This window comes from Arthrobacter sp. Y-9 (assembly GCF_029690065.1).
Lineage (GTDB): Bacteria > Actinomycetota > Actinomycetes > Actinomycetales > Micrococcaceae > Arthrobacter_E.
The window spans coordinates 226,027-247,842 of sequence record NZ_CP121463.1 but is presented as its reverse complement, the minus strand read 5'-3'; the positions used below and the strand labels follow the sequence as shown (position 1 = coordinate 247,842).

General features: G+C 68.7%; 20 protein-coding genes. 2 read left to right on the top strand and 18 right to left on the bottom strand.

Translation table 11 applies throughout. The features are described 5' to 3' along the window. Positions 1–214: 214 nt before the first annotated feature. Entirely contained in the window at positions 215–1,204 is a 990-nt protein-coding gene (locus tag P9849_RS01125; protein WP_278267908.1) for an ABC transporter substrate-binding protein, read from the top strand. A gap of 92 nt (positions 1,205–1,296) precedes the next feature. Here the strand turns inward: P9849_RS01125 and P9849_RS01120 are convergent, their stop codons facing one another. Further along, on the bottom strand, positions 1,297–4,854 hold the full coding sequence (locus tag P9849_RS01120; RefSeq protein WP_278267907.1) for a bifunctional proline dehydrogenase/L-glutamate gamma-semialdehyde dehydrogenase: 3,558 nt from the start codon (positions 4,852–4,854) through the stop codon (positions 1,297–1,299). Between the two features lie 254 nt (positions 4,855–5,108). On the opposite strand from P9849_RS01120, the gene P9849_RS01115 reads away from it, so the two are divergent. Beyond that, complete coding sequence (locus P9849_RS01115) at positions 5,109–6,011, top strand: LysR family transcriptional regulator (protein WP_066216589.1); 903 nt, start codon at positions 5,109–5,111, stop codon at positions 6,009–6,011. Between the two features lie 92 nt (positions 6,012–6,103). Here the strand turns inward: P9849_RS01115 and P9849_RS01110 are convergent, their stop codons facing one another. The 17 genes from P9849_RS01110 to P9849_RS01030 form a co-directional block, all read right to left on the bottom strand. Further along, a complete protein-coding gene (locus P9849_RS01110) occupies positions 6,104–6,598 on the bottom strand; it encodes a MarR family transcriptional regulator (RefSeq protein ID WP_278267906.1) in 495 nt (164 codons plus the stop codon). Between the two features lie 157 nt (positions 6,599–6,755). After that, complete coding sequence (locus P9849_RS01105) at positions 6,756–6,932, bottom strand: CsbD family protein (RefSeq protein ID WP_066216585.1); 177 nt, start codon at positions 6,930–6,932, stop codon at positions 6,756–6,758. Between the two features lie 52 nt (positions 6,933–6,984). Continuing rightward, positions 6,985–7,293 (bottom strand): hypothetical protein, encoded by a 309-nt coding sequence (locus P9849_RS01100; protein WP_278267905.1) that lies wholly within the window; start codon positions 7,291–7,293, stop codon positions 6,985–6,987. A gap of 207 nt (positions 7,294–7,500) precedes the next feature. Then, a complete protein-coding gene (locus tag P9849_RS01095) occupies positions 7,501–8,709 on the bottom strand; it encodes an ABC transporter permease (RefSeq protein WP_278267904.1) in 1,209 nt (402 codons plus the stop codon). A gap of 38 nt (positions 8,710–8,747) precedes the next feature. Then, positions 8,748–9,326, bottom strand: coding sequence for an ABC transporter ATP-binding protein (locus tag P9849_RS01090; protein WP_278267903.1), 579 nt, complete (start codon positions 9,324–9,326; stop codon positions 8,748–8,750). A 101-nt stretch (positions 9,327–9,427) separates the two neighbouring features. After that, complete coding sequence (locus tag P9849_RS01085; protein WP_278267902.1) at positions 9,428–10,597, bottom strand: hypothetical protein; 1,170 nt, start codon at positions 10,595–10,597, stop codon at positions 9,428–9,430. Between the two features lie 49 nt (positions 10,598–10,646). Next, positions 10,647–11,633, bottom strand: coding sequence for a hypothetical protein (locus P9849_RS01080; protein ID WP_278267901.1), 987 nt, complete (start codon positions 11,631–11,633; stop codon positions 10,647–10,649). Positions 11,634–11,713: 80 nt separating this feature from the next. Next, the gene (locus tag P9849_RS01075; RefSeq protein WP_278267900.1) at positions 11,714–12,088 is read right to left on the bottom strand and encodes a hypothetical protein; all 375 of its coding nucleotides are present in this window, start codon (positions 12,086–12,088) and stop codon (positions 11,714–11,716) included. 535 nt (positions 12,089–12,623) lie between these two features. Then, entirely contained in the window at positions 12,624–14,108 is a 1,485-nt protein-coding gene (locus P9849_RS01070) for an aldehyde dehydrogenase (NADP(+)) (protein ID WP_278267899.1), read from the bottom strand. A 33-nt stretch (positions 14,109–14,141) separates the two neighbouring features. After that, complete coding sequence (locus P9849_RS01065) at positions 14,142–15,575, bottom strand: FAD-dependent oxidoreductase (RefSeq protein WP_278267898.1); 1,434 nt, start codon at positions 15,573–15,575, stop codon at positions 14,142–14,144. Then, positions 15,572–15,907, bottom strand: coding sequence for a (2Fe-2S)-binding protein (locus P9849_RS01060; RefSeq protein ID WP_278267897.1), 336 nt, complete (start codon positions 15,905–15,907; stop codon positions 15,572–15,574). Before P9849_RS01060 ends, P9849_RS01065 begins: the two co-directional genes overlap by 4 nt. Further along, positions 15,904–17,076: an FAD-dependent oxidoreductase gene (locus tag P9849_RS01055; protein ID WP_278267896.1), complete on the bottom strand. Its 1,173-nt coding sequence runs from the start codon at positions 17,074–17,076 to the stop codon at positions 15,904–15,906. The genes P9849_RS01060 and P9849_RS01055 overlap by 4 nt, the downstream gene beginning before the upstream one ends. A 15-nt stretch (positions 17,077–17,091) precedes the next feature. Continuing rightward, the gene (locus tag P9849_RS01050; protein WP_278267895.1) at positions 17,092–17,844 is read right to left on the bottom strand and encodes a GntR family transcriptional regulator; all 753 of its coding nucleotides are present in this window, start codon (positions 17,842–17,844) and stop codon (positions 17,092–17,094) included. Continuing rightward, positions 17,841–18,785, bottom strand: coding sequence for an ornithine cyclodeaminase family protein (locus tag P9849_RS01045; protein WP_278267894.1), 945 nt, complete (start codon positions 18,783–18,785; stop codon positions 17,841–17,843). The genes P9849_RS01050 and P9849_RS01045 overlap by 4 nt, the downstream gene beginning before the upstream one ends. Next, on the bottom strand, positions 18,782–19,783 hold the full coding sequence (locus tag P9849_RS01040) for a proline racemase family protein (RefSeq protein WP_278267893.1): 1,002 nt from the start codon (positions 19,781–19,783) through the stop codon (positions 18,782–18,784). Before P9849_RS01040 ends, P9849_RS01045 begins: the two co-directional genes overlap by 4 nt. Positions 19,784–19,869: 86 nt before the next feature. Then, positions 19,870–20,775, bottom strand: a complete 906-nt coding sequence (locus P9849_RS01035) for a dihydrodipicolinate synthase family protein (RefSeq protein WP_278267892.1) — start codon at positions 20,773–20,775, stop codon at positions 19,870–19,872. 140 nt (positions 20,776–20,915) lie between these two features. Further along, on the bottom strand, positions 20,916–21,791 hold the full coding sequence (locus tag P9849_RS01030; RefSeq protein WP_066216544.1) for an ABC transporter substrate-binding protein: 876 nt from the start codon (positions 21,789–21,791) through the stop codon (positions 20,916–20,918). Positions 21,792–21,816: the final 25 nt, after the last annotated feature.

Below are 21,816 nucleotides of genomic sequence, written 5' to 3'. Positions count from 1 at the left end.
GAGAGTTCCGCAGGGCCTTCACGAAGCGACAAAGTACCCGGGCACGGTCGCTTCCAGATGACCTTTCCGCACGCCGGGTGACTCCGTGTGAGACGCTCGGTGACGCCGTGATTCCCCGCGTTTCCGTGCGTCTCGCATCGTGTCGAACGGCTTTGACCGGGCACCCCGGCGACCGTGAAAGTTGCTGCACCAGCTCTACTTTCGAAAGGTCATCATGAGCTCTGCAAGATCAACCGCTGCGGCCGCCGTCGTCCTCCTCGCCAGCGTTTCCGTGGGGCTCAGCGCCTGCTCAGACCCCGGCGCGAACGCCGCCGGGAACAAGGACGCGTCGCCCGCACCCTCCGCCACCGTCTCCGGCAAGGTCTTCAACCTGACGCCGCAGCAGGACCGCTTCCCCGTCACCGCCGATCCCGCGGCCGCCGCCCTCGTCCCGGACGCCGTGAAGGCCGACGGGAAGCTGACCGTCGCGGTCAGCCCCTTCGCGGCGCCGCTGGCCGTCTACGCCAACGACGACAAGACCCCCGTGGGCAACGAAGTCGACATCGCCTTCGCTGTCGCGGAGAAGCTCGGTCTCAAGGCGGAGGTCGTCCCCACCACCTGGGAGAACTGGCCGCTCGGCGTCGCCTCCGGCAAGTACGAGGCCGTCATCTCCAACGTCACCGTGACGGAGGAGCGCAAGGAGAAGTTCGACTTCGCCAGCTACCGCAGCGACAAGCTCGGCTTCTACGCCAAGAGCGACAGCTCCATCAGCTCGATCGAGAAGCCGGCCGACGTGGCGGGCAAGAAGCTCATCGTGGGCTCCGGCACCAACCAGGAGTCGATCCTGCTGGCCTGGGACGCCGAGAACAAGAAGAACGGCCTGGCCCCGGTCCAGTTCCAGTACTACGACGACGACTCGGCCTCGTCGCTGGCCCTCCAGTCCGGCCGCGCGGACCTCACCCTCGGTCCCAACGCGACCGCCGCCTACAAGGCGGCCAAGACGGGTCAGACGAAGCTCGTCGGACTGCTCGACGGCGGCTGGCCGCTGAAGGCGAACATCGCCGTCGGCACCAAGAAGGGCAACGGCTTCGCCAAGGCCGCGCAGACCGCCCTGAACGACCTCATCAAGGACGGCACCTACGGCAAGATCCTGGACCGCTGGGGCCTGAAGGAGGAGGGCATCCCCGCCTCCGAGCTGAACCCACCGGGCCTGCCGAAGAAGTAGCCCCACCGACGACGCGAGCCGCCAGTAGATGCCCGAATCCAGCACGGATAAGGGCATCTACTGGCGGCTCGCGGCCGTGAGGGGAGGCGCTGCTAGATCAGCGCGTCCGAGAGGTGGTTCGGCGTGCCGAAGCGGTGCGCGGTGATGGAGACGGCCTGTTCCTTGAGGAAGGTCAGCAGCTCCACGCGGCCCGCGGCGACGACGTCGTTCGCGTAGATCGCCACGTCCGGCTTGCCGTCGGCCGCCTCGGCGGTCGGCAGCACCGGGGCGCCGATCAGGCGGATGCGAGCCGAGGACTCCGGACCGTTCTTCGCGGCGAGACGGCCGACGCGGGCGGCCCACGCGGCGTCGTCCTCCACGATGGCCGGCATGCCCGCGGCACTCAGTGCCTGCACGACGGCGGCCGGCAGCTGCTCCGCGGTGCTCACCACGGTGCCTTCCGGAGTCCGTCCGCCCCACGCCGTGGCAGCGGCGGCGGCGACGCGGATCAGCTCCGCAACGCCCCGGCCCGAAGCACCGGACTCGAAGCGGATCGTGGCCGGGACGGCGTGGTAGCGGAACACGTTGCGCTCGGCGGTCAGGCCGGAGGCGTCACGGGCGGCGCCGAATTCGGCGCCCCAGGCGACGGCGTCGGAGGCGAGGGCGCCTTCGAGCCACGCGAGGTCCTCGGCGCCGAGCTCCGCGGAACGGGCGGCCGCGAGGAGGCCACGGGCCGCAGCGGTCGGGGCGCCGGCGGCGGACACGTCAGCGTCCTTCCAGGAGCCCAGACCCACGAGGTAGTTCGGGCCGCCGGCCTTGGTGCCCGCGCCGACCGCGGACTTCTTCCAGCCGCCGAACGGCTGACGGCGCACGATCGCGCCCGTGATGCCGCGGTTGACGTACAGGTTGCCGGCCTGGATGTTCTGCAGCCAGTAATCCAGCTCGGCCGGGTCCAGGGAGTGCAGGCCGGAGGTCAGACCGTAGTCGATCTCGTTGACGATCGCCACGGCCTCCTCCAGCGTCTCCGCGGTCATGACACCGAGGATCGGGCCGAAGTACTCGGTCTTGTGGTACTCGCTGCCGCGCTTGACGCCGGTGCGGACGCCCGGGCTCCACAGCTTGCCGGACTCGTCCAGCTTCTGCGGCTTGAGCAGCCACTGCTCGCCCTCGCCGAGCGTGGTCAGGCCGCGCAGGAGCTTGCCCTGGGCCGGCTCGATGACCGGGCCCATCTGTGTCTGCGGGTCCACCGGGTAGCCGACCTTGAGGGAGCGTGCGGCGTCCTCGAGCTGCTGGTTGAAGCGGCGGGACGTGGCGACGGAGCCCACCAGGACCACCAGGGAGGCGGCGGAGCACTTCTGGCCGGCGTGGCCGAAGGCGGACTGGACGACGTCCTTCGCGGCGAGGTCCAGGTCGGCGGACGGGGTGACGATGATGGCGTTCTTGCCACTCGTCTCGGCCAGCAGCGGCAGGTCCTTGCGGAAGCTGCGGAACAGCTCGGCGGTCTCGTAGCCGCCGGTCAGGATCAGGCGGTCCACGGCCGGGTGCGAGACCAGGCGGGTGCCGAGCTCACGGTCGGCCAGCTGGACGTACTGGAGCACGCTGCGGTCGATGCCGGCCTCGTCGAAGGCCTCCCAGAGGGCCTCGACCATGACCGCGCCGGAGCGGCGGGCCTGCTTGGCCGGCTTGATGACGACGGCGGAGCCGGCGGCCAGCGACGCGAGGGTGGAGCCGGCCGGGATGGCGACCGGGAAGTTCCACGGCGGGGTGACGACGGTCAGCTTGGAAGGCACGAAGGTGGCGCCGTCCACATGGTCGAGTTCCTTGGCGAGCTCGGCGTAGTAGTGCGCGAAGTCGATGGCCTCGGAGACCTCGGGGTCGCCCTGATCCAGAGTCTTCCCGCACTCGGCGGCCATGACCTCGAGCAGCTCGGCACGGCGGGCCTCCAGGCGAACGCCGGCGCGGTGCAGGACCTCGGCGCGCTGGGCGCCGGTGAGGGAGCCCCATTCGGCGCCGCGCGCGACGGCGGTGGCGATCACGGCGTCGAGCTCTTCCGCAGTGTTCAGCACGTGGGAGTCTGCGGTCGCCAGGCCGAGGGCCGTGCCGGGCACGCGCTCCAGAATGGCGCGGCCCCAGGTGCGGTTGGCCGGGAGGTCCGGGTCGGTGTCCGGGGTGTTGTCGAAGCTGAGGGTCGGGCCGCCGAAGCCGGCCTCGCCGGTGCCGAGCGCGGCGCGGGACAGCTCCTCCTCGGCCAGGGCCGCGGCGTCGAACGCGGTGCGGTCCTGGACGCGGTTCGGGCCGGGGACGGTGTCCGTCAGAGCTTCCAGGGAGGCGAGGAAGCGGTTCTTCTCGCGCTCGAACAGGCCCTCGTTCTTGTCCAACTCGAAGACGGCGGACATGAAGTTCTCCTGGCTCGCGCCCTCTTCGAGGCGGCGGATCAGGTAGGCGATGGCGACGTCGAACTCACCCGGGTGCACGACGGGGGTGTAGAGCAGCAGCGAGCCGACGGTGCGCTTCACGGCTTCGGCCTGGCCGGTCGCCATGCCGAGCAGCATCTCGAACTCGAGGCCCTGCTTCACACCGCGCGCCTCGGCGAGCAGGTGGGCGAGCGCCACGTCGAAGAGGTTGTGGCCGGCGACGCCGATGCGGACGTTGGCGATGTGCTCAGGGGTCAGCGCGTAGTCGAGGACGGCCTTGTAGGAGGTGTCCGAGTCCTGCTTGGTGCCCCAGGTGGCCAGGGGCCAGCCGTGCAGATCGGCGTCGACCTGCTCCATGGGCAGGTTGGCGCCCTTCACGACGCGGACCTTGATGGGGGCGCCGCCCTGGGCGGTGCGGGCGGCCGACCACTCCTGAAGGCGGATCATGGCGCTCAGGGCGTCCGGGAGGTAGGCCTGGAGCACGATGCCGGCCTCCAGGTCCTTGAACTCGGGGCGGTCGAGGAGCTGGGTGAAGACCGCGATGGTCAGCTCCAGGTCCTTGTACTCCTCCATGTCCAGGTTGATGAACTTACGGGGGCTGGAGGAGGCGGCCAGGCGGTACAGCGGCGCGAGCTTCTCGATGATGTGCTCGACGGCCTCATCGAACGCCCAGTGGTTGTGCGGGGCGACCGTGGAGGAAACCTTGATGGAGACGTAGTCGACGTCGGGGCGCGCCAGGAGCTTCCGGGTGCCCTCGAGGCGGCGGGAGGCCTCATTCTGGCCGAGGATCGCCTCGCCCAGGAGGTTGACGTTGAGGTGGATGCCGGGCTTCTTGATCTTCTGGATCGAAGCGCCGAGCTTGGCGTCCGTGGCGTCCACGATCAGGTGGCCGACCATCTCGCGCAGCACGCGGCGGGCCACGGGGATGACGACGCCCGGCAGGACCGGGGCGAGGGAGCCACCCAGGGCGACGGCGGACTTCATGTACCAGGGCAGGAACGCCGGAACCTTCGGCGCGAGGGCCTTGAGGTTGCGGGCGGCGACGCTCAGGTCCTCGGGGCGGACGACGCCGTCCACGAAGCCGACGGTGAACGCGAGGCCGTTGGGATCCTTGAGGACGCCGGCCAGCTGAGCCGCGGAGGCGTCCACGGGGATCCGGGAGCCCTCCTCAAGCCAGCGGCGCACCAGGGCGATGGCCTCCGTGGCCAGGTCCTGTGGCCTTACGGATGGCAGTTCGACACGAGCAGGGGTGGTCATGGCGCTCCTTGCACTTCAGTGTTGTCCGCCGGTTCCGGGTTGCGTCACCGGGGGCGGAGAGAGGGGGTGATCGGCGTGCCGTGATTCGACTGTGAACCGTGCCGCCGGATCGATCTGATCATCAGTATGCGCCTTAAGGAAAATTAGGAAAAGTGATGTTTTCTGTAGGATATGGATCAGCTTTAGTGAACTATTCGCGCGGACCTTCCGAGGGCCGCCGGCACCCCTGAATCCACTCCTGAATCGAGGCCCTCATGCTGGAGATCCGCAGGCTCCGACTGCTCCGCGAACTGAGCATCCGGGGGACGCTCGCAGGGGTGGCCGACGCCCTCGCGTACAGCCCCTCCTCGGTGTCCCAGCAGCTCGCCCTCCTGGAGAAGGAGGTGGGCGTGGAACTCATGCGGAAGTCCGGCCGTGGAGTGCTGCTGACCCCGCAGGCACAGCTGCTGGCCGAGCACACGGGCGAACTGCTGGACGCCTTCGAACGGGCCGAAGCCGCCGTGGCCGCGAGCCAGGACGAGATCCGGGGCACCGTCCGGATGGCCGTATTCCAGAGCGCGATGCTCGCCCTCCTTCCGGCGACGCTCCAGGCCGTCGCCGAACAGCATCCCGCACTGCGGATCGAGATGGTCCAGTACGAACCGGAGACGGCCTTGCACGAGACCTGGGCCCACGGCTTCGATCTGGTGGTCGCGGAGCAGTATCCGCATCACGCCGCACCCCATCTGCCCGGCCTGGACCGCAAGCCCTTGGTGGAGGACGCGATCCGGCTCGCGGTGCCGCCGGAGAACACCTTGCAGCAGCTCACGGATGCCGCGGACCTGCCCTGGGTCATGGAACCCCGCGGCGCCGCGACCCGGCACTGGGCGGAGCAGGCCTGCCGGCTCGCCGGGTTCGAACCCGATGTCCGCTACGAGACCGCCGACCTCCAGGCCCACATCAGCCTGGTGGAGTCGGGGCACGCGGTCGCTCTGCTCCCGGATCTGATCTGGGTGGGCCGCACGCAGTCGTCCGTGCGGCTGGTCGATCTGCCCAGCGCTCCCCTGCGCACCGTGTTCACCTCGGCCCGGCTCGCCAGCGTGGGCCACCCTGCCATCACCGCCGTGCGCGACGCCCTCGAGGAGACCGCCCGGCGACTGGACCCCTCGGGGGCGTGAGGGTATCGGGATCGGGGCCGGGGGTGACAGCGCGACTCCCGGGCACCCTTCAGCCGCGCTGCGGTGAGCGGCGCGGTTCAGTCGCGCGGCGTTCAGTCCCGCGGCGGCAGCGGGTTCCGGAGCGCGGCGATACTCGCGCCGAGGAACTCCTCGACCACGTCCAGGTCCTCCCGGTCGAACGAGCGCACGACGGCGGCGAGCGCCTCCGTCTGGTGCTCGACGATCGAGCGCAACAGTGATTGCGCGTGCTCGGTCGGGAAGAGCAGGTTGGCGCGGCGATCCCCTGGCGCGGGCTCCCGCCGCAGATAATCGGCCCGTTCGAGACGGGACACGAGAATGGTGGTCGACGCCGAGGACAGCCCGAGCTGCTTGCCGAGCACGCTCGCCGTGACACCCCACGCATCGCTCTCGATGAGCAGATACTCCAGGGCTGCGAGGTCGGTCGCGTTGACTCCGAGTTCGCGGCGCATGCTCTCGCGGGCCCGTTCAGCCGCCACGGTGAACTCGCGGAGCAGCTTGACGGTCTCGCCCGGGTCGTTGTTGTCGCCGTCGTCGTTCCAGTGCTTGTCGATCAGTTCGAGTGCCATCGAAAGATCAGCCTTTTCCACATCGAGGTGTTTACGCGGTCCGCACCGGGGCGTGGCCGGAGGCCGCAGCCGCGGGCGGGGAGGCCCTCGGGGCCGGCACACTCACGATGGTGCGGGTCGATGCCGGCCCCGACGGCGCAAGGTCAATCAGCCAGGGTCACTTGCCCTTGAAGGCGTCCTTGACGTCCTCGCCGGCCTGCTTGACGTCACCCTTGGCCTGCTGAAGCTTGCCTTCAGCCTCCAGCTTGTGGTTGTCCGTCGCCTCGCCGATGACTTCCTTGGCCTTGCCGACCGCCTGATCGGCAGCGTTCTTGGCCTTGTCGATGAAACTCATGATGCTCGTCCTTTCGTTCGGTGATGGATTCGCCCGGGGGTTCTCACCCCGGTCAGAGTGAGACCAGAGACGCCGACTCGGGGAGCCGGTGCAGCCTGGAGGCGGAGCCGCTCTCCACCGCGAACCGGACGTGGCGCTGGACGAAGGCACCGCCCAGCACCTCCTCCAGGTCCGGGATGAGACGCTGCTCCACGAGGGCCATGGCCGCGACGGTGGTCGACGATCCGGACACCGTGTACACGGCATGGAGGACCCAGCCGTCGTCGTGCCACTCGAGGCGGACTTCCGCATCCGCAAGGGCGGTGCTCGCCCTCGCCGCGTTCTCCGCAGCCCTCGCGAGCACGATCTGCCGACTCTCCATGCCATCTCCCGACTTCTCAGGTCCTGCCCTTCAGCAGACATTCCCCGGAAACCAGGAATCTCTGGCGTCCCCGCCGACCTGAGCCGACCGGAACTTATGAAGCTAGGCTAACGTATATCTCGCTCATCGAGCTAGTTGTAGATCGAACTTATTTTTCGGGGGTGGGAGCGGGCCAGGAAACGCCGGCGCTGGGGTCGAATTCGTCGCTCACCGCGTGAGTGCACGAGCAGGGCTGATCCGCGTTGCGCGGATGCCGGGATGGATCCCCGCAAGCGTGCCTGCGACGATGCCCGCGGCTATGGCCAGGAGGGGTGCTGTCGGGTCGATGACGGGCACCCAGCGGTTGGCGAGCGAAACAGCGATGGTGACGACTGTTCCGGCGATGGCGCCTGCGGCCCCGCCCAGCAGGCCGATGCCGGCAGATTCCCCGACGAGTTGCCAGAAGATGTCGACCCTGCGTGCCCCGAGCGCTCTCCTCAGGCCGATTTCCGGGGTTCTGAGGACGACCCGCACGGCTGTGGTGCTCGCGATCGAGATGGCTCCGATCAGGAGGATGACGACGCTTACGACGAGGCTCAGGAGGGTGATGCTGCCTTCGATCGCTTGGCGGAGCGTCTGGGGGTCGGGCGGGGCGACGACCGTGACGGCGTCCGGATTGGTGGGGGCGACGGCGAGGGCGGCTTGGTCGCCGACTTGGGTGGCAGCCCCAGGCACGGTTTCCAGCAGTATCCTACGGGCAATCTGTGCACCGCGGAACGCTTCCGATCGTTCCAGGAAGGTGATGGGTAGGAGAAGGGCTCCTTGAGCGCCTGGTTCGCGATTGACGTCTGCGTAGATGCCGATGACGGTCAGACCTGTGTTACCGATGAAAATTGCCGGGCCCGGCGCGGCGATGCCGAGTTGATCGGCGACCGTCTTGGAGAGCATCACGACGCTGTCGGCACGTTTCACGTGACCGCTGTCGAAAGCCCTCCCTGCGATCACTTTCGGCGCGATGGCGGCCAGTGCACCGTCGTCAACACCGTAGGTGTCAACCGGAACGGGGTCGCTCTCGGGAAGGAACAGTCGGCGGTACGACACAGCGCTGGCGACCGAGATCCTTCCGCCGTGCAGCACTCCCGTAATCGTGTCGGCCCGAGCAACAGACGCGGACGTGTACCACCGGGCGAGAACGGCCTCGGCATCGGAGGGGTCCGCGGGAGGCACAGCAGTGACGGACACCTCTGTTGCCCGGCGGGCATCGAACTGACTGGAGACCTGATGGCTCGCAGTACCCGTCAATCCCAGGGTAGCGACGAAGGCGGCGCATCCCAGCAGCGTCCCCAGGGCCGCAAGAAACGACCGGGCAAGATCCCGGAAGACTGATCGGTAGGACTCACGCAGGATATCGACGAGACCGAGCCGGCTCTGCTTCACTGCGAGCCCAGCCGTTCTTGGCGTATGCCGTCGGGACATCAGGATGGGCTCCCAGCGGAAGAAAGGTGCCCGTCCTCAACATGGACGACCCGACTGAGCTGGGCTGCCAGTGCCATGTCGTGGGTGACCATGACAAGGGTCTGTCCCAGCTCGTTGAGCTCGAAGAGGGTCTCGATGACGGCACGGCTGTTCTTCGAATCGAGATTACCGGTCGGCTCATCGCAGAAGAGCACCTCCGGCTCGAAGCAGAGTGCCCTGGCGATGGCAGTTCGCTGGCGCTCACCGCCTGAAAGGTCTCGTGGATCCGCGAGTACCCGGTGTGCGAGTCCAAGCCGTGCCAGGGACTCTTCGGCGCGGGTTCTGCGGTCCCGGGCAGGGATCCCCGAGTACATCATCGCGAGCTCCACGTTCTCCACCACGGAACGCTGAGGCAGCAGGTGGAAAGCTTGGAAGACGAATCCGAATTTCTGGCCGCGAATCGAGCACCGCTCCGTTTCCGTGCACGACGAGATGTCCACGCCGGCCAGGGAGTATGTGCCGGTGGTGGGGACATCGAGCAGTCCCAGGAGGTTCAGCAAGGTGGACTTTCCCGAGCCGGAGGGACCGACGATCGCCACCGACTCTCCTTGCTGGATCGTGAGATCCGAGGGGTGAAGAGCCGTGACGGGTAAGCGGCCCGGATACGTCTTGGAGATGCCACGAAGTTCCAGAAGCGCGTTCAGTTGAGGCCTCCGTCCGATGATCCCAGGATGACGTCGTCGCCGGCCTTGAGACCTGAGCCATCCTCGAGCTGGACTGTGCCTTCGACGTTCGCCCGGATCCGCACCGGGATCTTCTGATCCGGGTGCTTGAGAGGGATGACATAGGTTCCGCCCTGCTGGTCTGAGTAGATGGCGGTGATCGGTAGCGTGAGTCCGCGGGTGGGGGTGGCGAGGGTGAGTTCAAGTTTCAGCGAGCCGCGGCCGGCGTCGGTCGGTTGCGCTCTGCTGCCCGAGGCGAACGACAGATCGATGCGGATTCCTGTGCCGAGCCCGGCGAGGTCGCCGATGGCGGAGCCGACCTTGGTCACGGTCACCGCGTGCTGTGTCCCGTCTTCTTGGTACAGGACACCGGTCATGTCGTTTTTGATCCTGGCGGCCCGGTCCACAGTGGCTATCGCCGCCACGCTGGGACTCTGACCGTCCAGGCGCAGCAGTACCGTGCCCGCGTCGATCTTCTGGCCGACTTTCAACGGCTCGGACGTCACGGCACTGCTGGCACGAGGAATGGTGACGATATCCCGGGCGGGCACATATGATGCGCGGGCAGTGCCGTCGGACGGGCTCGACACGGCTGCCCCTTGGGCGGGTGACTGAGTCGTCTTGGAGGGCGCAGAAGTCTGCTCGGAGGTTTTCGGCAACGCGTACCCTAGGTCGGCATACAACTGCGAAACTCCGACCAAGGTCGCAGTGTCAAACGCTCCCGTTGACCCGCTCGAATAGCCCAGTTCACCCAGGCTCTTCTGCAGTTCTCTCACATCGGGCCCCGCTTCACCCACGTGGAGATCCCGGTAGGCAGGAAATGGCCAGTTGAACGCGATCAGCGGCTCTCCGTCAACCTCAGCCACGACCGTTCCGGTCGTCACGGTGGCCGGCGATGGACTGGGCAGGCTCGTGACCACCATCCCGGCCGCGCTCAGCATGTCCGTGGCTTTTACGTCGACCGTTGCCCCCGGCAGGACCAGGGCACGGAGTACGACTTTCGAACTCAACGTCTGATCCACGACGCGGGCTGAAATCGGCTTGGGCGACGGTGGCGCCGCGTCGGCCGCCACCTGCTCTGGCGTTCGCAAGGCCGGGAAAACCATGGTTGTCAGAACGATGCCGACGATCACCAGTCCGGCCAGCACCGCTGCCGCTGTCCATGCCTTGCGTCTGCGCCGCGCGGGTTCGACCGGCCTACTTCCCATGGCCCTGCAAGGCGGCTGATGCCGTCTTGGCCAACGCCGTGATCTTTGGGTTCAGCTCGTCCAGAGCGGCTTCGTTCTGCGAGATCGCCGTCGCCTCGGCCTGGTGGATGTCGTTCAGCCACTCATCGTGGGCACCGGTTTCGACCGAACAGTGGTACATGGCCGCTGCCGATTCGCTCTCTTCCTTCGTCGGCACGTACGGTTTCGCCGGAATCGCCGGCGTGATGATCACAGCGTTGCCGTTCGTTCCGGAATCCTCCCGGTTCGGCTGTTGAGGCTGCACTCCCAGCGGCACCAGGAAATCCACGTTCCAGTCGTTGTTCCTGTTGGCCCCGTTCGGATCGACCGGATATTTCCCCTTGTTCATGCACGCCAGCACCTGATTGGTAAGGTCCCCCTTTGCCTTGTCCGTGATAGACCCCATAGAGCCAGCTAGCGTGTTGCCAAGTTCGGTGTAATTCTGGATGGTCCCGTCCCGGTCCCCCACCGCGGCCAAGGACTTCTTCGTGCAGTCGTTCATGACAGGGCCGATGGCCGGATCCATGGTCATGACCGTTGGGGCGAGGGCCTGCGCGGGTAAGCCATAACCCTTCGCTCGCGCATCTTGTTCAGAGGCAAACCATGGCAGCTCACCGTAGGAGGCGAAAGTCGCCGCGAAGTCCGGGGTCTCCTCCATATTCCGAAAGGAGTTTGCTTTCTGCGCCGGCAAAACCTGCAGGAATTGTGGGTAGCCGTTTTCCCCTAGGCATTTGTACCTGAGCTCATTGAACGCAGAACTGATCGCCAAAAGATCCGCCGACTTATAGACCGCATAGGGGTCCCCCGAAACTTTCGCCGCCCAGCCCGTCGCGGCACCAGGAGAACTCATGTGACCCCCACTGGTAGGAGGTGAGGGCTGCTCCGCCCCACACGCGGCGACGCTGGTGAGGAGCCCGCTCAGTGCGAACACCACGGTGACGATCTGCTTCTTCTTCATCTTCACTTCACTTCGACTCGATCCGTCACAACAATGTGGGGCGTTGGGCGCCAAAAACGCGTCCAACACCCCGAGAGTCCTTACGGCTTAAGCCTCACTGCCCAAGTGTTGACGTAGGGCGGCTCGAAATAGGACCTGTAGTTGTGCGGCCGAAGAGTGGACCAATACTGCAACCCGTCGGAAAAGTTGTAGTAGAAGACCTGGCCCCGGTTGTTCCCGGTCGAGAGGGAGGTTGTTTTGTTCTGGTACGTGTCCATCTGCCCCTGGTTCGCGAAGCACAGATGCTGGGGATCGTGTCCCCAAATCTCGTAGAACGAGCCGCCGGAGCAGGCCACCTGGTTCGTTGCATTGGCCGCAGGAGCGGCCACCATCAACGAGCCGGTCACCGCGCATGCACCCGCGGCCACAGCCAGCAGTGCCTTCTTCAGTTTCACTTTCCCTGCTTTCTTGACCATCAGGCCAGGCCTGATCGATGTGATGAGGGGATCAACAGGTCGTCAACGCCGGAGCTCAGTGCCTCTGGCTCGCGAAGGCTTGGTCACCTCGCCGTGACGTGCAGATGAACGACGAGGACAAGACTGGAACCCTCGGCCACCCCAGACTGGGGCAACCACCAGAATCCACTCCGACCCTTGATGAGCGGTCTGTCGCATCCCTCAACCCCGGAGGTATCCCGGCCCAGCGATACGCACTGAGCCGGGATACCCGTCAGCCCAAACGGCCTCATCTACCGGGGTTGGCCCCGAAATTCTTCCGGGACCAGTGTCATCATCCGACCCTTTGGCATGCGGTGTCAAATGTCCTACAGTTTGAGTGGATTCGACCGTTTCCGCTGGTCATCGAAGGCTTACTGCGCCTAGCGCGCCGTGCTCGCCCAGGACCCCTCGCTCCGCCGTCTAAGCTCCCACTTCCAGGAAACGCCTATGGCCGGCACCCTCTCGGGTGCCGGCCATAGGCCGTCGTGGGGCTGGGCGACAACGGCGGCTCAGCTCAGCCGCGCGCCCGCTGACCGTCGACCATCTGGGGCACGTCCAGCGGGTTCTCGTCCCGCAGGGCTTCCGGCAGGAGGTGCTGGGGGAAGCCCTGGTAGGCCACGGGCCGCAGGAAGCGCTCGATCGCCGCGGTCCCCACGGACGTGCTCCCGGAGGCGGTCGTCGCCGGGTACGGGCCGCCGTGCTGCTGCGCGTAGGTCACGGACACCCCGGTGGACCAGCCGTTCCACAGGACCCGGCCGGCCTTGCGGGACAGCACGTCCACGAGCTCTGCCACCTGGCAGGCGTCCGTTCCCTGGATCGTCGCGGTCAGCTGCCCTTCGAAGCTCTCCGCGAGCGCCACCAGCTGCGCTTCATCCGTGTACGTCACGACGACGGCGGTCGGCCCGAAGCACTCCGCCTGTAGCGCGTGCGGATCAGACAGCATGTCCTCCGCCGTGGTCAGCAGCAGCGTGGGCGACGGCGGATCGGACAGAGGATCCGGTCCCTGCGCCAGGATGCTCAGCTTCGAGTGGGCTTCCAGTTCCTGGAGCACCTCCGTGTAGCCCGCCTGGATCCGGTCGTTGAGGAGCGGTGCCGCGTCCGGCAGCACGGCGTCGCGGAGCCGGCCCACGAGGGTCGAATCCGCCGGGACGAACAGCGTCCCCGGCTTGGTGCAGAACTGGCCACTGCCCATCGTGAACGACCCGATGAAGCCCTCGACGATGCCCTCGGCCCGTTCCGCCGCCGCGGCTTCCGTGACGAACACCGGATTGTTGCTGCCGAGTTCCCCGTAGAACGGGATGGGCGTGGGCCGGGAGGAAGCGATGTCGAACAACGCGCGGCCACCCGGGATGGACCCGGTGAAGGCGCCCGCGGCGATCCGGGGGTCCTTCAGGGCTGTTGCCCCCGCCTGCGTGCCGAAGAGCAGCCCGAAGACGCCGTCCGGAGCCCCCGCAGAGGCCAGCGAACCGGTCACGACGTTGGCCGTCAGGCGGGACAGCTCGGGGTGACCGGAGTGGGCCTTGACGAGCACCGGGCAGCCGGCCGCGAGCGCGGAGGCGGTGTCGCCACCGGCCACCGAGAACGCGAACGGGAAGTTGCTGGCCGAGAACACCAGGACCGGCCCCAGCGCCTGCTTGACCCGGCGCAGATCGGGGCGGGGCGCGCCCATGGGCCATTCCGGGTCCGCATGGTCGATCCGGGCGTCCAGGTACCCGCCGTCGCGCAGTTCCTGAGCGAAGAGCCGCAGCTGGAAGGTGGTGCGCTTCAGCTCGCCGGTCAGGCGGCCCTCGGTGAGATGGGTCTCGGCCTGGGCGACGGGGATCAGTTCCCCGGCGGCGGCGTCGAGCCCGTCGGCGACGGCCTCCAGCAGCACGGCCCGCTCGGCGGGCCGGAGTGCGGCCAGCGGCGCGGCCGCGGCCTGGACACCGGCCAGCAGGCGTTCGAGTTCGGCCTCGCTGGTGGCTTCGGTGGTCGTGATCGGGGCGTGGGAGGCGCTCATGAAAAGTCCTTTCGGAATCGGAAGAAGGGGGGCTCAGTCGTCGAGCACGTCGAGGGAGGCGAGTTCGGGGATCGGGACGGGCACGGCGAAGGGCCGCTTCGCCGCGGAGGCGAGCGACGCCTGACCGGCGGCTTCGCCGGGTCCGGCGCCGAGGCAGGAGGCCGCGAAGCCGCACACCCTCCCCTGGCACCAGCCCATGCCCACCCGGGCGAAGGACTTCAGGCTGCGGGAGTCCTCAGCGCCGAGGGCATCCCGCGCCTCGGTGACCGCGGACACCGGTACCTCCTCGCAGCGGCACACCAGGGTCTCCGGGGTGAGCCAGTCCTGCCAGGCCGCGGGTACGGGATGCGCCTGGTGCATGGCCCGGGCGAAGCGGCGGTGCCGGTCGCGGCGGGCGGCGCCCTTCGCGGGCAGGACGACGGCGGCGGGGTCGGCGGCCGCGGTCCCCGCGGCCTGGCCTTCCAGCACGGCGAGCACGGCGCCGCCGACGCCGGTCACCTCCCCCGCCAGGAACAGGCCCGGCACGGAGGACTCCTGCCGGTCGTCGACCACGGCCACGAGGGAACCGTCGGCGTCCACACGGGTCTCGGCTCCCAGGGAGAGCGGCAGTTCCATCTGCGGGGTGAAGCCCCAGCCGAACCCGACCACGTCCACGTCCTCGAAGACGCCGGCGGTGCCAGGCAGCGCGCGGCCGTCGGCGTCGGCCTTCGCCCAGCGCACCGACCGCACCCGGTCCCCACCCTCGATCGCGGTCACGATGCTGCGGGTCTTATACGGGATGCGGTGCCGGGCGAAGACGCCCGCGTACTCGGCGCCTTCGAGCGCCTTGCCGGGGACGGAGGCCGCGGCCTTCCAGTGCGGGAGCCAGTTCGACAGCGACGAGGACTCCAGCACCGCCAGCACCTCTCCCCCGGCCTCGGCGATGTTCGCGGCCACGGGCAGCAGGAACGGGCCCGTCCCCGCCACCACGAACCGCCGGCCCGGCAGCGCGCCGTTGGCCTTGAGGAACGCCTGGACACCGCCGGCGGCCATGACTCCGGGGAGGTCCCAGCCGGGCACGGGAAGCTGGCGGTCGTACCCGCCCGGGCACAGCACGAGGCGCGCGGCGTGCACGGTGGGGCCGGCGCCCTCACCGCCCACCACGGTGCGCGTGGTGCGGAGGGTGAAGCCGGCGTCGTCCCGTGACGCCATCCAGACCTGCAGCCCGGGCAGGTGCTGCACGCGTCCGGCCGCGATGCCCGCCCGGAAGCGGCGGCGCAGATCCAGGAACACGTCCCAGTCGTGGTGGCCGCGCCCGTCGGGATCCGCATCGCCCACCTCGGGGCGGTGCCGCCAGAACTGTCCGCCTGGCTGGTTCGCGGCGTCGACGACGGCGACCACGGCACCAGCCTCCGCTGCCGCAACGGCGGCGGCCAGGCCGGCCGGGCCCGCGCCGACGACGGCGACGTCCACTCGCAGCTCGCTCATCGGGTCTCCTCCGCGCTGTCCGGGTCGGCGCCGGCTGAAACGTCAGAGCTGTCCGGGGCGCCGGCGTCGTCCGCGAGACTCCCGCGCACCTCCATGCCGTCGCACAGGTCCACGAGGCACGCCCGCTGATTGCTCACGCCGTCCACGGTCACGAGGCAGTCGAAGCAGACGCCGATCCCGCAGAACAGGCCGCGCGGACGGCCCTCCTTCCGGGTCCCGCGCCAGGCGGTGACACCGTTCGTGACGAGGGCCGCGCCGACGGTCTGGCCGGGGGCGGCGGTGAGGTCCCGGCCGTCGAAGGTGAAGCGGACGGCGTCGTCCAGGGCGCTCATCGGGTGGCCTCCAGCGGGGTCGGGGCGACGGCGCCGAATCGCGCCGGAGCGAAGGGGGTGAGGTCGAGGTCGGGCGCGCGGCCGCTGAGGGCCTGCGACAGGAGCTTTCCGGTGCCGACGGAGAGCCCGATCCCGGCGCCCTCGTGGCCGGCGGCGTGCCAGAGTCCCGGGGCGCGGTCGTCGTGGCCGATCACGGGGAGGTGGTCCGGGCAGTAGGGGCGGAAGCCGTGATAGTGCCGGATCGCCCGGACTCCGGCGAGGAACGGGAACAGGCCCGTGGCGTTCTGCGCGAGCCGCCGCAGCGCCTCCGTGCTGACCGTCCGGTCGAAGCCGACGCGTTCGCGGGTGGAGCCGATGAGGATGGTGCCGCCGGGCGTCCCTTCGACCACCGGGGACGCCTGCAGGCCGGCGTCGGAACTCCCGACGTTGTCGATGTACTCGGCCGCGTACACCTTGTGGTGGACCATGGGCGGGAGCGGCTCGGTGACCATGACGAAGCCGCGGCGTGGCATGACGGGAACGTTGACGCCCGCGAGCGCGCCGATCTCCCCGGCCCAGGTCCCGGTGCAGTTGACCACGTTCCCGGCGGGGAAGTCGCCCCGCGTGGACCGGACTCCGGTGACGCGGTCGCCGTCGCGCAGCATGCCGGTGACGGTGGCGCCTGCGTGGAACACGGCGCCCGCCTCGGTGGCCAGCCGCACGAGGTGCGCGGCCACGAGCATGGGCTGGACCTGCGAATCCTCCGGGTAATACGCGCCGCCGAGCGCGTCGGGGGTGATGTGCGGTTCGGCGCGGCGCAGGGCCGCCGGGTCCAGTTCTTCGACCACGACGCCGAACCCGCGCTGCACGGCCATCACCCGGTGCAGGGACTCCAGGCTGCTGGGCCGCGAAGCGACGATGATCCCGCCTTTCGCCTCGAACTCCCAGAGGTGGCGGTGTTCGGCGAGCTCGCCCTTCCAGACGGAGAGCGAGTAGCGGGTCAGCTCGAGTTCCGGGCCGAGTTCCTTGTCCGAGACGAGGATGTTCCCCTCGCAGGCCGACGACGTCCCGCTGGCGGGGAGGCCCTGGTCCACGATCGTCACGGACAGTCCGGCCTTCGCCGCGAAGTAGGCGGTGGCGGCGCCGATCACTCCCGCTCCGATCACCAGGACATCGCAGGCCCTGCTCATGGGTACTCCTTGGGGTTAAGGTGCCGGTGGCCGGCTGGTGTCGTGCGGGTCGGCCTCGTGCTGGCCGGATTCCTGGTGGCCCGTGGCCCAGAGGCCGCGGGTGTGCCCGAGGTGGCGGCGCATGAGGGCTTCGGCCCCCGCGGCGTCTCCGGCCTGGATGAGGTCCAGGAGCTCATCGTGCTCCTTGGCGGAGCTCGACAGCTGGTGGTTGTCGCTGAGGGTCCTCAGCCCGTACATGCGGGTCCGCATGCGGAGCCGGGTGGCGAGGTCCTCCAGCTGGCTGTTGCCGTAGAAGCTGAGCAGCTCGCTGTGGAAGGTGCGGTCGTTGACGAGGTAGGCCGTCAGATCACCCTCCTCCGCCGCGGTGACGATGGCGGCGGCCAGCGTCCGCAGGCGAGGGAACGCGCTCTCCGGGATTCGGCCGGGGAGCTTCCCGACCGTCGGCGCCTCGATCATGAGACGGATCTCGGTGATCTCGTCGAGCTCCTCCTCGCTCACGCCGAGCACCCGGAAGCCCTTGTTCTTCACGGTCTCCACGAGACCCTCGCGGGCGAGGTCCATCATGGCCTCCCGGACGGGGGTGGCGGACACCCCGAACACGGCGCCGAGCGCGGGCGCGGAGTACAGGGTCCCCTCCTCCAGGCTGCCGGCGATGATGGCCGCGCGCAGGGACTCCGTCACGCTCTCCCGCAGGTTCGGCTTGGGGGCGATCGGGGCGAGGGGAAGATCAGACACGGGGTTCACGGCTGTCACTCCTGGGGTGCTCATGGGATGGTCCCCCCTTCATACACCATCGCGGCCGTGACGAGGTCCTCCCAGGCCATGCCCACGCCCGCGTAAAGACAGGGCTTTCCGGGGGTCCGCGCGATCCCGTCGACCACCAGGTCGCGCAGATTCGCCGGCCGGATCCGCTGCCATTCCTCCGCGCTGCGCGCCGGGATCAGATCGCCGGCCTCGCGCAGCGCCGAGGCGCGCCCCTCGACCACCACGTCACTGCGGTGCACCAGCGCGGCGTCGACCTCGCGGGCGTCCAGGCCATGCTGCCCGACGGCGGCCACCACGGCGTCCGGCGCGACGGCGGCGCCGTCGAAGAGCGGCGTCGTGGACGTGGTCGCACAGAGGATCACGTCCGCCGTGCCGACATCCGCGGCCGTCCGGGCCTCGACGTGGACACCCTCTGCGGCGAGAGTCTCCACGAGCGCGCGGACATGGTCCTCGCTGCGGCCGACGACGCCGAGCCGCGCTCCCGGGAGAAGCGCGTGAGCGGCGCGGAGGTGATTGAGCGCCTGGACGCCTGCGCCGAACACCAGGACGCTCGGGTCCTCCGGCGCTCCGCCCGGCGTGGCCGCGAGGATCCGCGTGACCGCCAGCAGGGTGACCGCCGGGGTGCGGATGGCCGTCAGCTCGGTGCCGTCCAGGAGCGCCACCGGGGCCAGGGTGTCCGAACTGTAGAGCACGTACACCCCCTGGATCTTCTCGAGGCCTCGCGCGGGGTTGCCGGGGGCCACGGTCAGGGCCTTGACGCCGCTGTACCGGGCGCCGGAGGCCGGCATCAGGAGGAACTCGCCGCCCGGGGCCGGGCTGAAGACGCGGGGGCCGTCCTGTTCGGGGTCCACGTCGTGGCGGAGCGCCGCGGCCAGGGCGTCCACGGCGGCACGCCAGGGGGCGCGGGCCCGGACCTGTGCGGCGTCGAAGTACGGCAGGCTCATAGGAGGAACCCCTCCTGGAACGGATCGCTCGGGTCGAGGAAGTACTGCGCGGTCCCCGTGATCCAGGCGCGGCCCGTCACAGTGGGGACCACGGCCGGGCGGCCGCCCACCTCGGTCTCGGCCACGAGACGTCCGATGAACTGCGAGCCGATGTAGGACTCGTTGACGAAGTCCGTGTTCAGAGCGAGTTCGCCGCGGGCGTGCAGCTGCGCCATCCGGGCGCTGGTGCCGGTGCCGCACGGCGAACGGTCGAACCAGCCCGGGTGGATGGCCATGGCGTGGCGGGAGTGCTCCGCGGTGGACCCGGGCTCCTGAAGGTACACGTGGTGGCAGGCGCGGATGTCCGGACGTTCCGGGTGCACCGGTTCGTCCGTGGCGTTGATGGCGTCCATGATCGCGAGGCCCGCCTTCAGCAGGTCGTCCTTGCGTTCCCGTTTGAAGGGCAGCCCCAGGTCCTCCAGCTTCACGATCGCGTAGAAGTTCCCGCCGAACGCCAGGTCGTACGGCACGGCGCCGTAGCCCGGGACGTCGACGGTGGCGTCGAGCCGGTCCACGAAGGACGGCACATTGCGGAGCGTCACCGACTCGGCGTGCCCGTCCTTCACGGCCACCTCCGCGATGACCAGTCCGGCCGGGGTGTCCAGCCGCACCGTCGTCACCGGCTCGACCACCTCGACCATGCCCGTCTCCACGAGCACGGTCGCGACGCCGATCGTTCCGTGTCCGCACATGGGCAGCAGCCCCGACACCTCGATGTAGAGGACGCCGAAGTCCGCGTCGGGACGGGTGGAGGGCTGCAGGATCGCGCCGCTCATCGAGGCATGCCCCCGGGGTTCGTACATGAGGAGCGTGCGGATCCAGTCGCTGTTCTCCATGAACCAGAGGCGCTTCTCCGCCATCGTGGCGCCCGGGATGGTCCCGACGCCGCCCGTGATCACCCGGGTGGGCATGCCCTCGGTGTGTGAGTCGACGGCGTGAAAAATCCTCTTCGTCCTCATGATTCGCTCCCTCGTTTCATCGAGTGCTCCGTAACTGTCCTTTTGAGGCTCCATAACGACAGTTACGGAGCAATCGATGTCAGGTCCTACTTGTAACCCTTGGCGAGCACGGCTTCGGTGTCGCGGGTGATCGCGGCGACCGTTTCCGGGGAGAGCGGGCCGCGCGGCGGGCGGGTCACGCCGCCCCGCTGGCCCACGATGTCCTGCGAGAGCTTGATCGCCTGCACGAACTCGGTCTTGCTGTCCCAGCGCATCAGCGGGTGCAGATCGCGGTAGATGTCCCGTGCCCGGGCGAGGTCGTCACCCTGGTCCGAGATGGCCAGGCGGTAGAGCTCCATGGAGATCTCCGGGATGGCGTTCGGGTAACCGGACACCCAGCCCACGGCCCCGGCGAGGCCGAGCTCCAGGACAGTGTCGTCGGCGCCCATGATGATGTCCAGCTCCGGGGCGAGTTCCTTGATCTCGTACGGACGGCGGACGTCGCCGCTGAACTCCTTGACGCCCACGATCAGGCCCTCGCCGTGGAGGCGAGCGAGCAGGCGCGGCGTGAGGTCCACCTTGGTGTCGATCGGGTTGTTGTACGCCACGATCGGGAGGCCGGCCTTGGCCACCAGGCGGTAGTGCTCCACCACCTCGCCCTCATTGGCACGGTAGGTGTTCGGCGGCAGCGCCAGGACGGACTGCGCCCCGGCCTCCGCGGCCTGCTCGGCCCAGCGGAGCGACTGCAGGCCGCCATACGCGCCGACGCCGGCCATCACGGTGAAGCCCTCGGGTGCGGCCTCGATGGCGGTGGTGATGACGCGGGCCCGCTCCTCGTCGGAGAGGGTCTGGTACTCGCCCAGTGAGCCGTTGGGGGCCACGCCGTCGCAGCCGCCGGCGGCGAGGAACGCGATGTTCTGGGCGTACGCGTCGTAGTCCACGCTCAGGTCATCGTTGAACGGGAGGGTGGTGGCGACGTGGACTCCGCGCCACGGCTTACGGACTTCGGTCATTTCCGGTTCCTTTCAGGGAGGCGGCTCAGCGCCACGGGGGCAGCCGCACTGTGAGTCGCCTCACAGAATTAATTTACCATGTGACATTGCACAATGTTGAAGAGTGATGCCGGGGCACGCGCCCCGGCATCAGGGGTGAATCAGCTGGCGGGGACCACGTACTGCTGGTCGGCCACCTTGCCCAGGCCTTCGGTGAGACCCGCGCCCGTCAGGAGCTTGGTGATGGTGCCGTCCTTGCGCTGCGACTCGATGCCGTCGCTGAGCGCCTGCTTCAGGCTGGTGTTGCCCTTGGTCAGCGGGAAAGCCGCTTCCGGCGAGTGGGTGATGGCGCCGACGCGGGGGTCCGGCTTGTCGTTGGCCAGGGAAACCGTGACGCCCTTGGCGTCCTTGAACTGCAGCACCTGCACGCCGTAGGCGTCGACGTCCGCGTCCAGACGGCCGGCGTCGAAGTCCGCCTTCAGCTCCACGCTGGAGGGGTAGGTGACCAGCTTGTCGCCCAGGATCTTCTTGAGGTCCTCGACCCAGAGGTAACCGTCGATCGTGCCGACCTTGTTCATCTTCTCCAGATCGGCCACCGTCTTGGCGCCGGTCTTGGTGGCGATGCCCATGCCGTCCAGGTAGGTGGAGGCGGAGAAGTCCACGGCCTTCAGACGCTTCTCTGTGGCGTCGATCGTGCCGACGGCCAGGTCGATGCTGCCGCCGGAGATCGACTGCACGGCGTCGGCGTAGGTCGCCTGCTGGTAGACCGGGGTCAGGCATTCGTCCTTGGCGATCTTGTCCACGATCGAGATGTCGATGCCGGTCGGCTTGCCGCTGTTGTAGCTGCTGAAGGGCGGGATGTCGATGACGCCCACGGTCAGCTTGCCCGGAGCGACGGTGGTGACGCCCTGGTGCTTCGGCGTGCAGTCGGCCGACGCCGTCGTCGAACCGGAGCTTCCGCAGGCCGTCAGGCCGACGCCGGCGAGCAGAACGACGGCGGCCAGCGCACCAGGGCGCTTGAGCTTCTGGATTTTCATGGGGTTCCTCTCAAAGGGGGTTGTG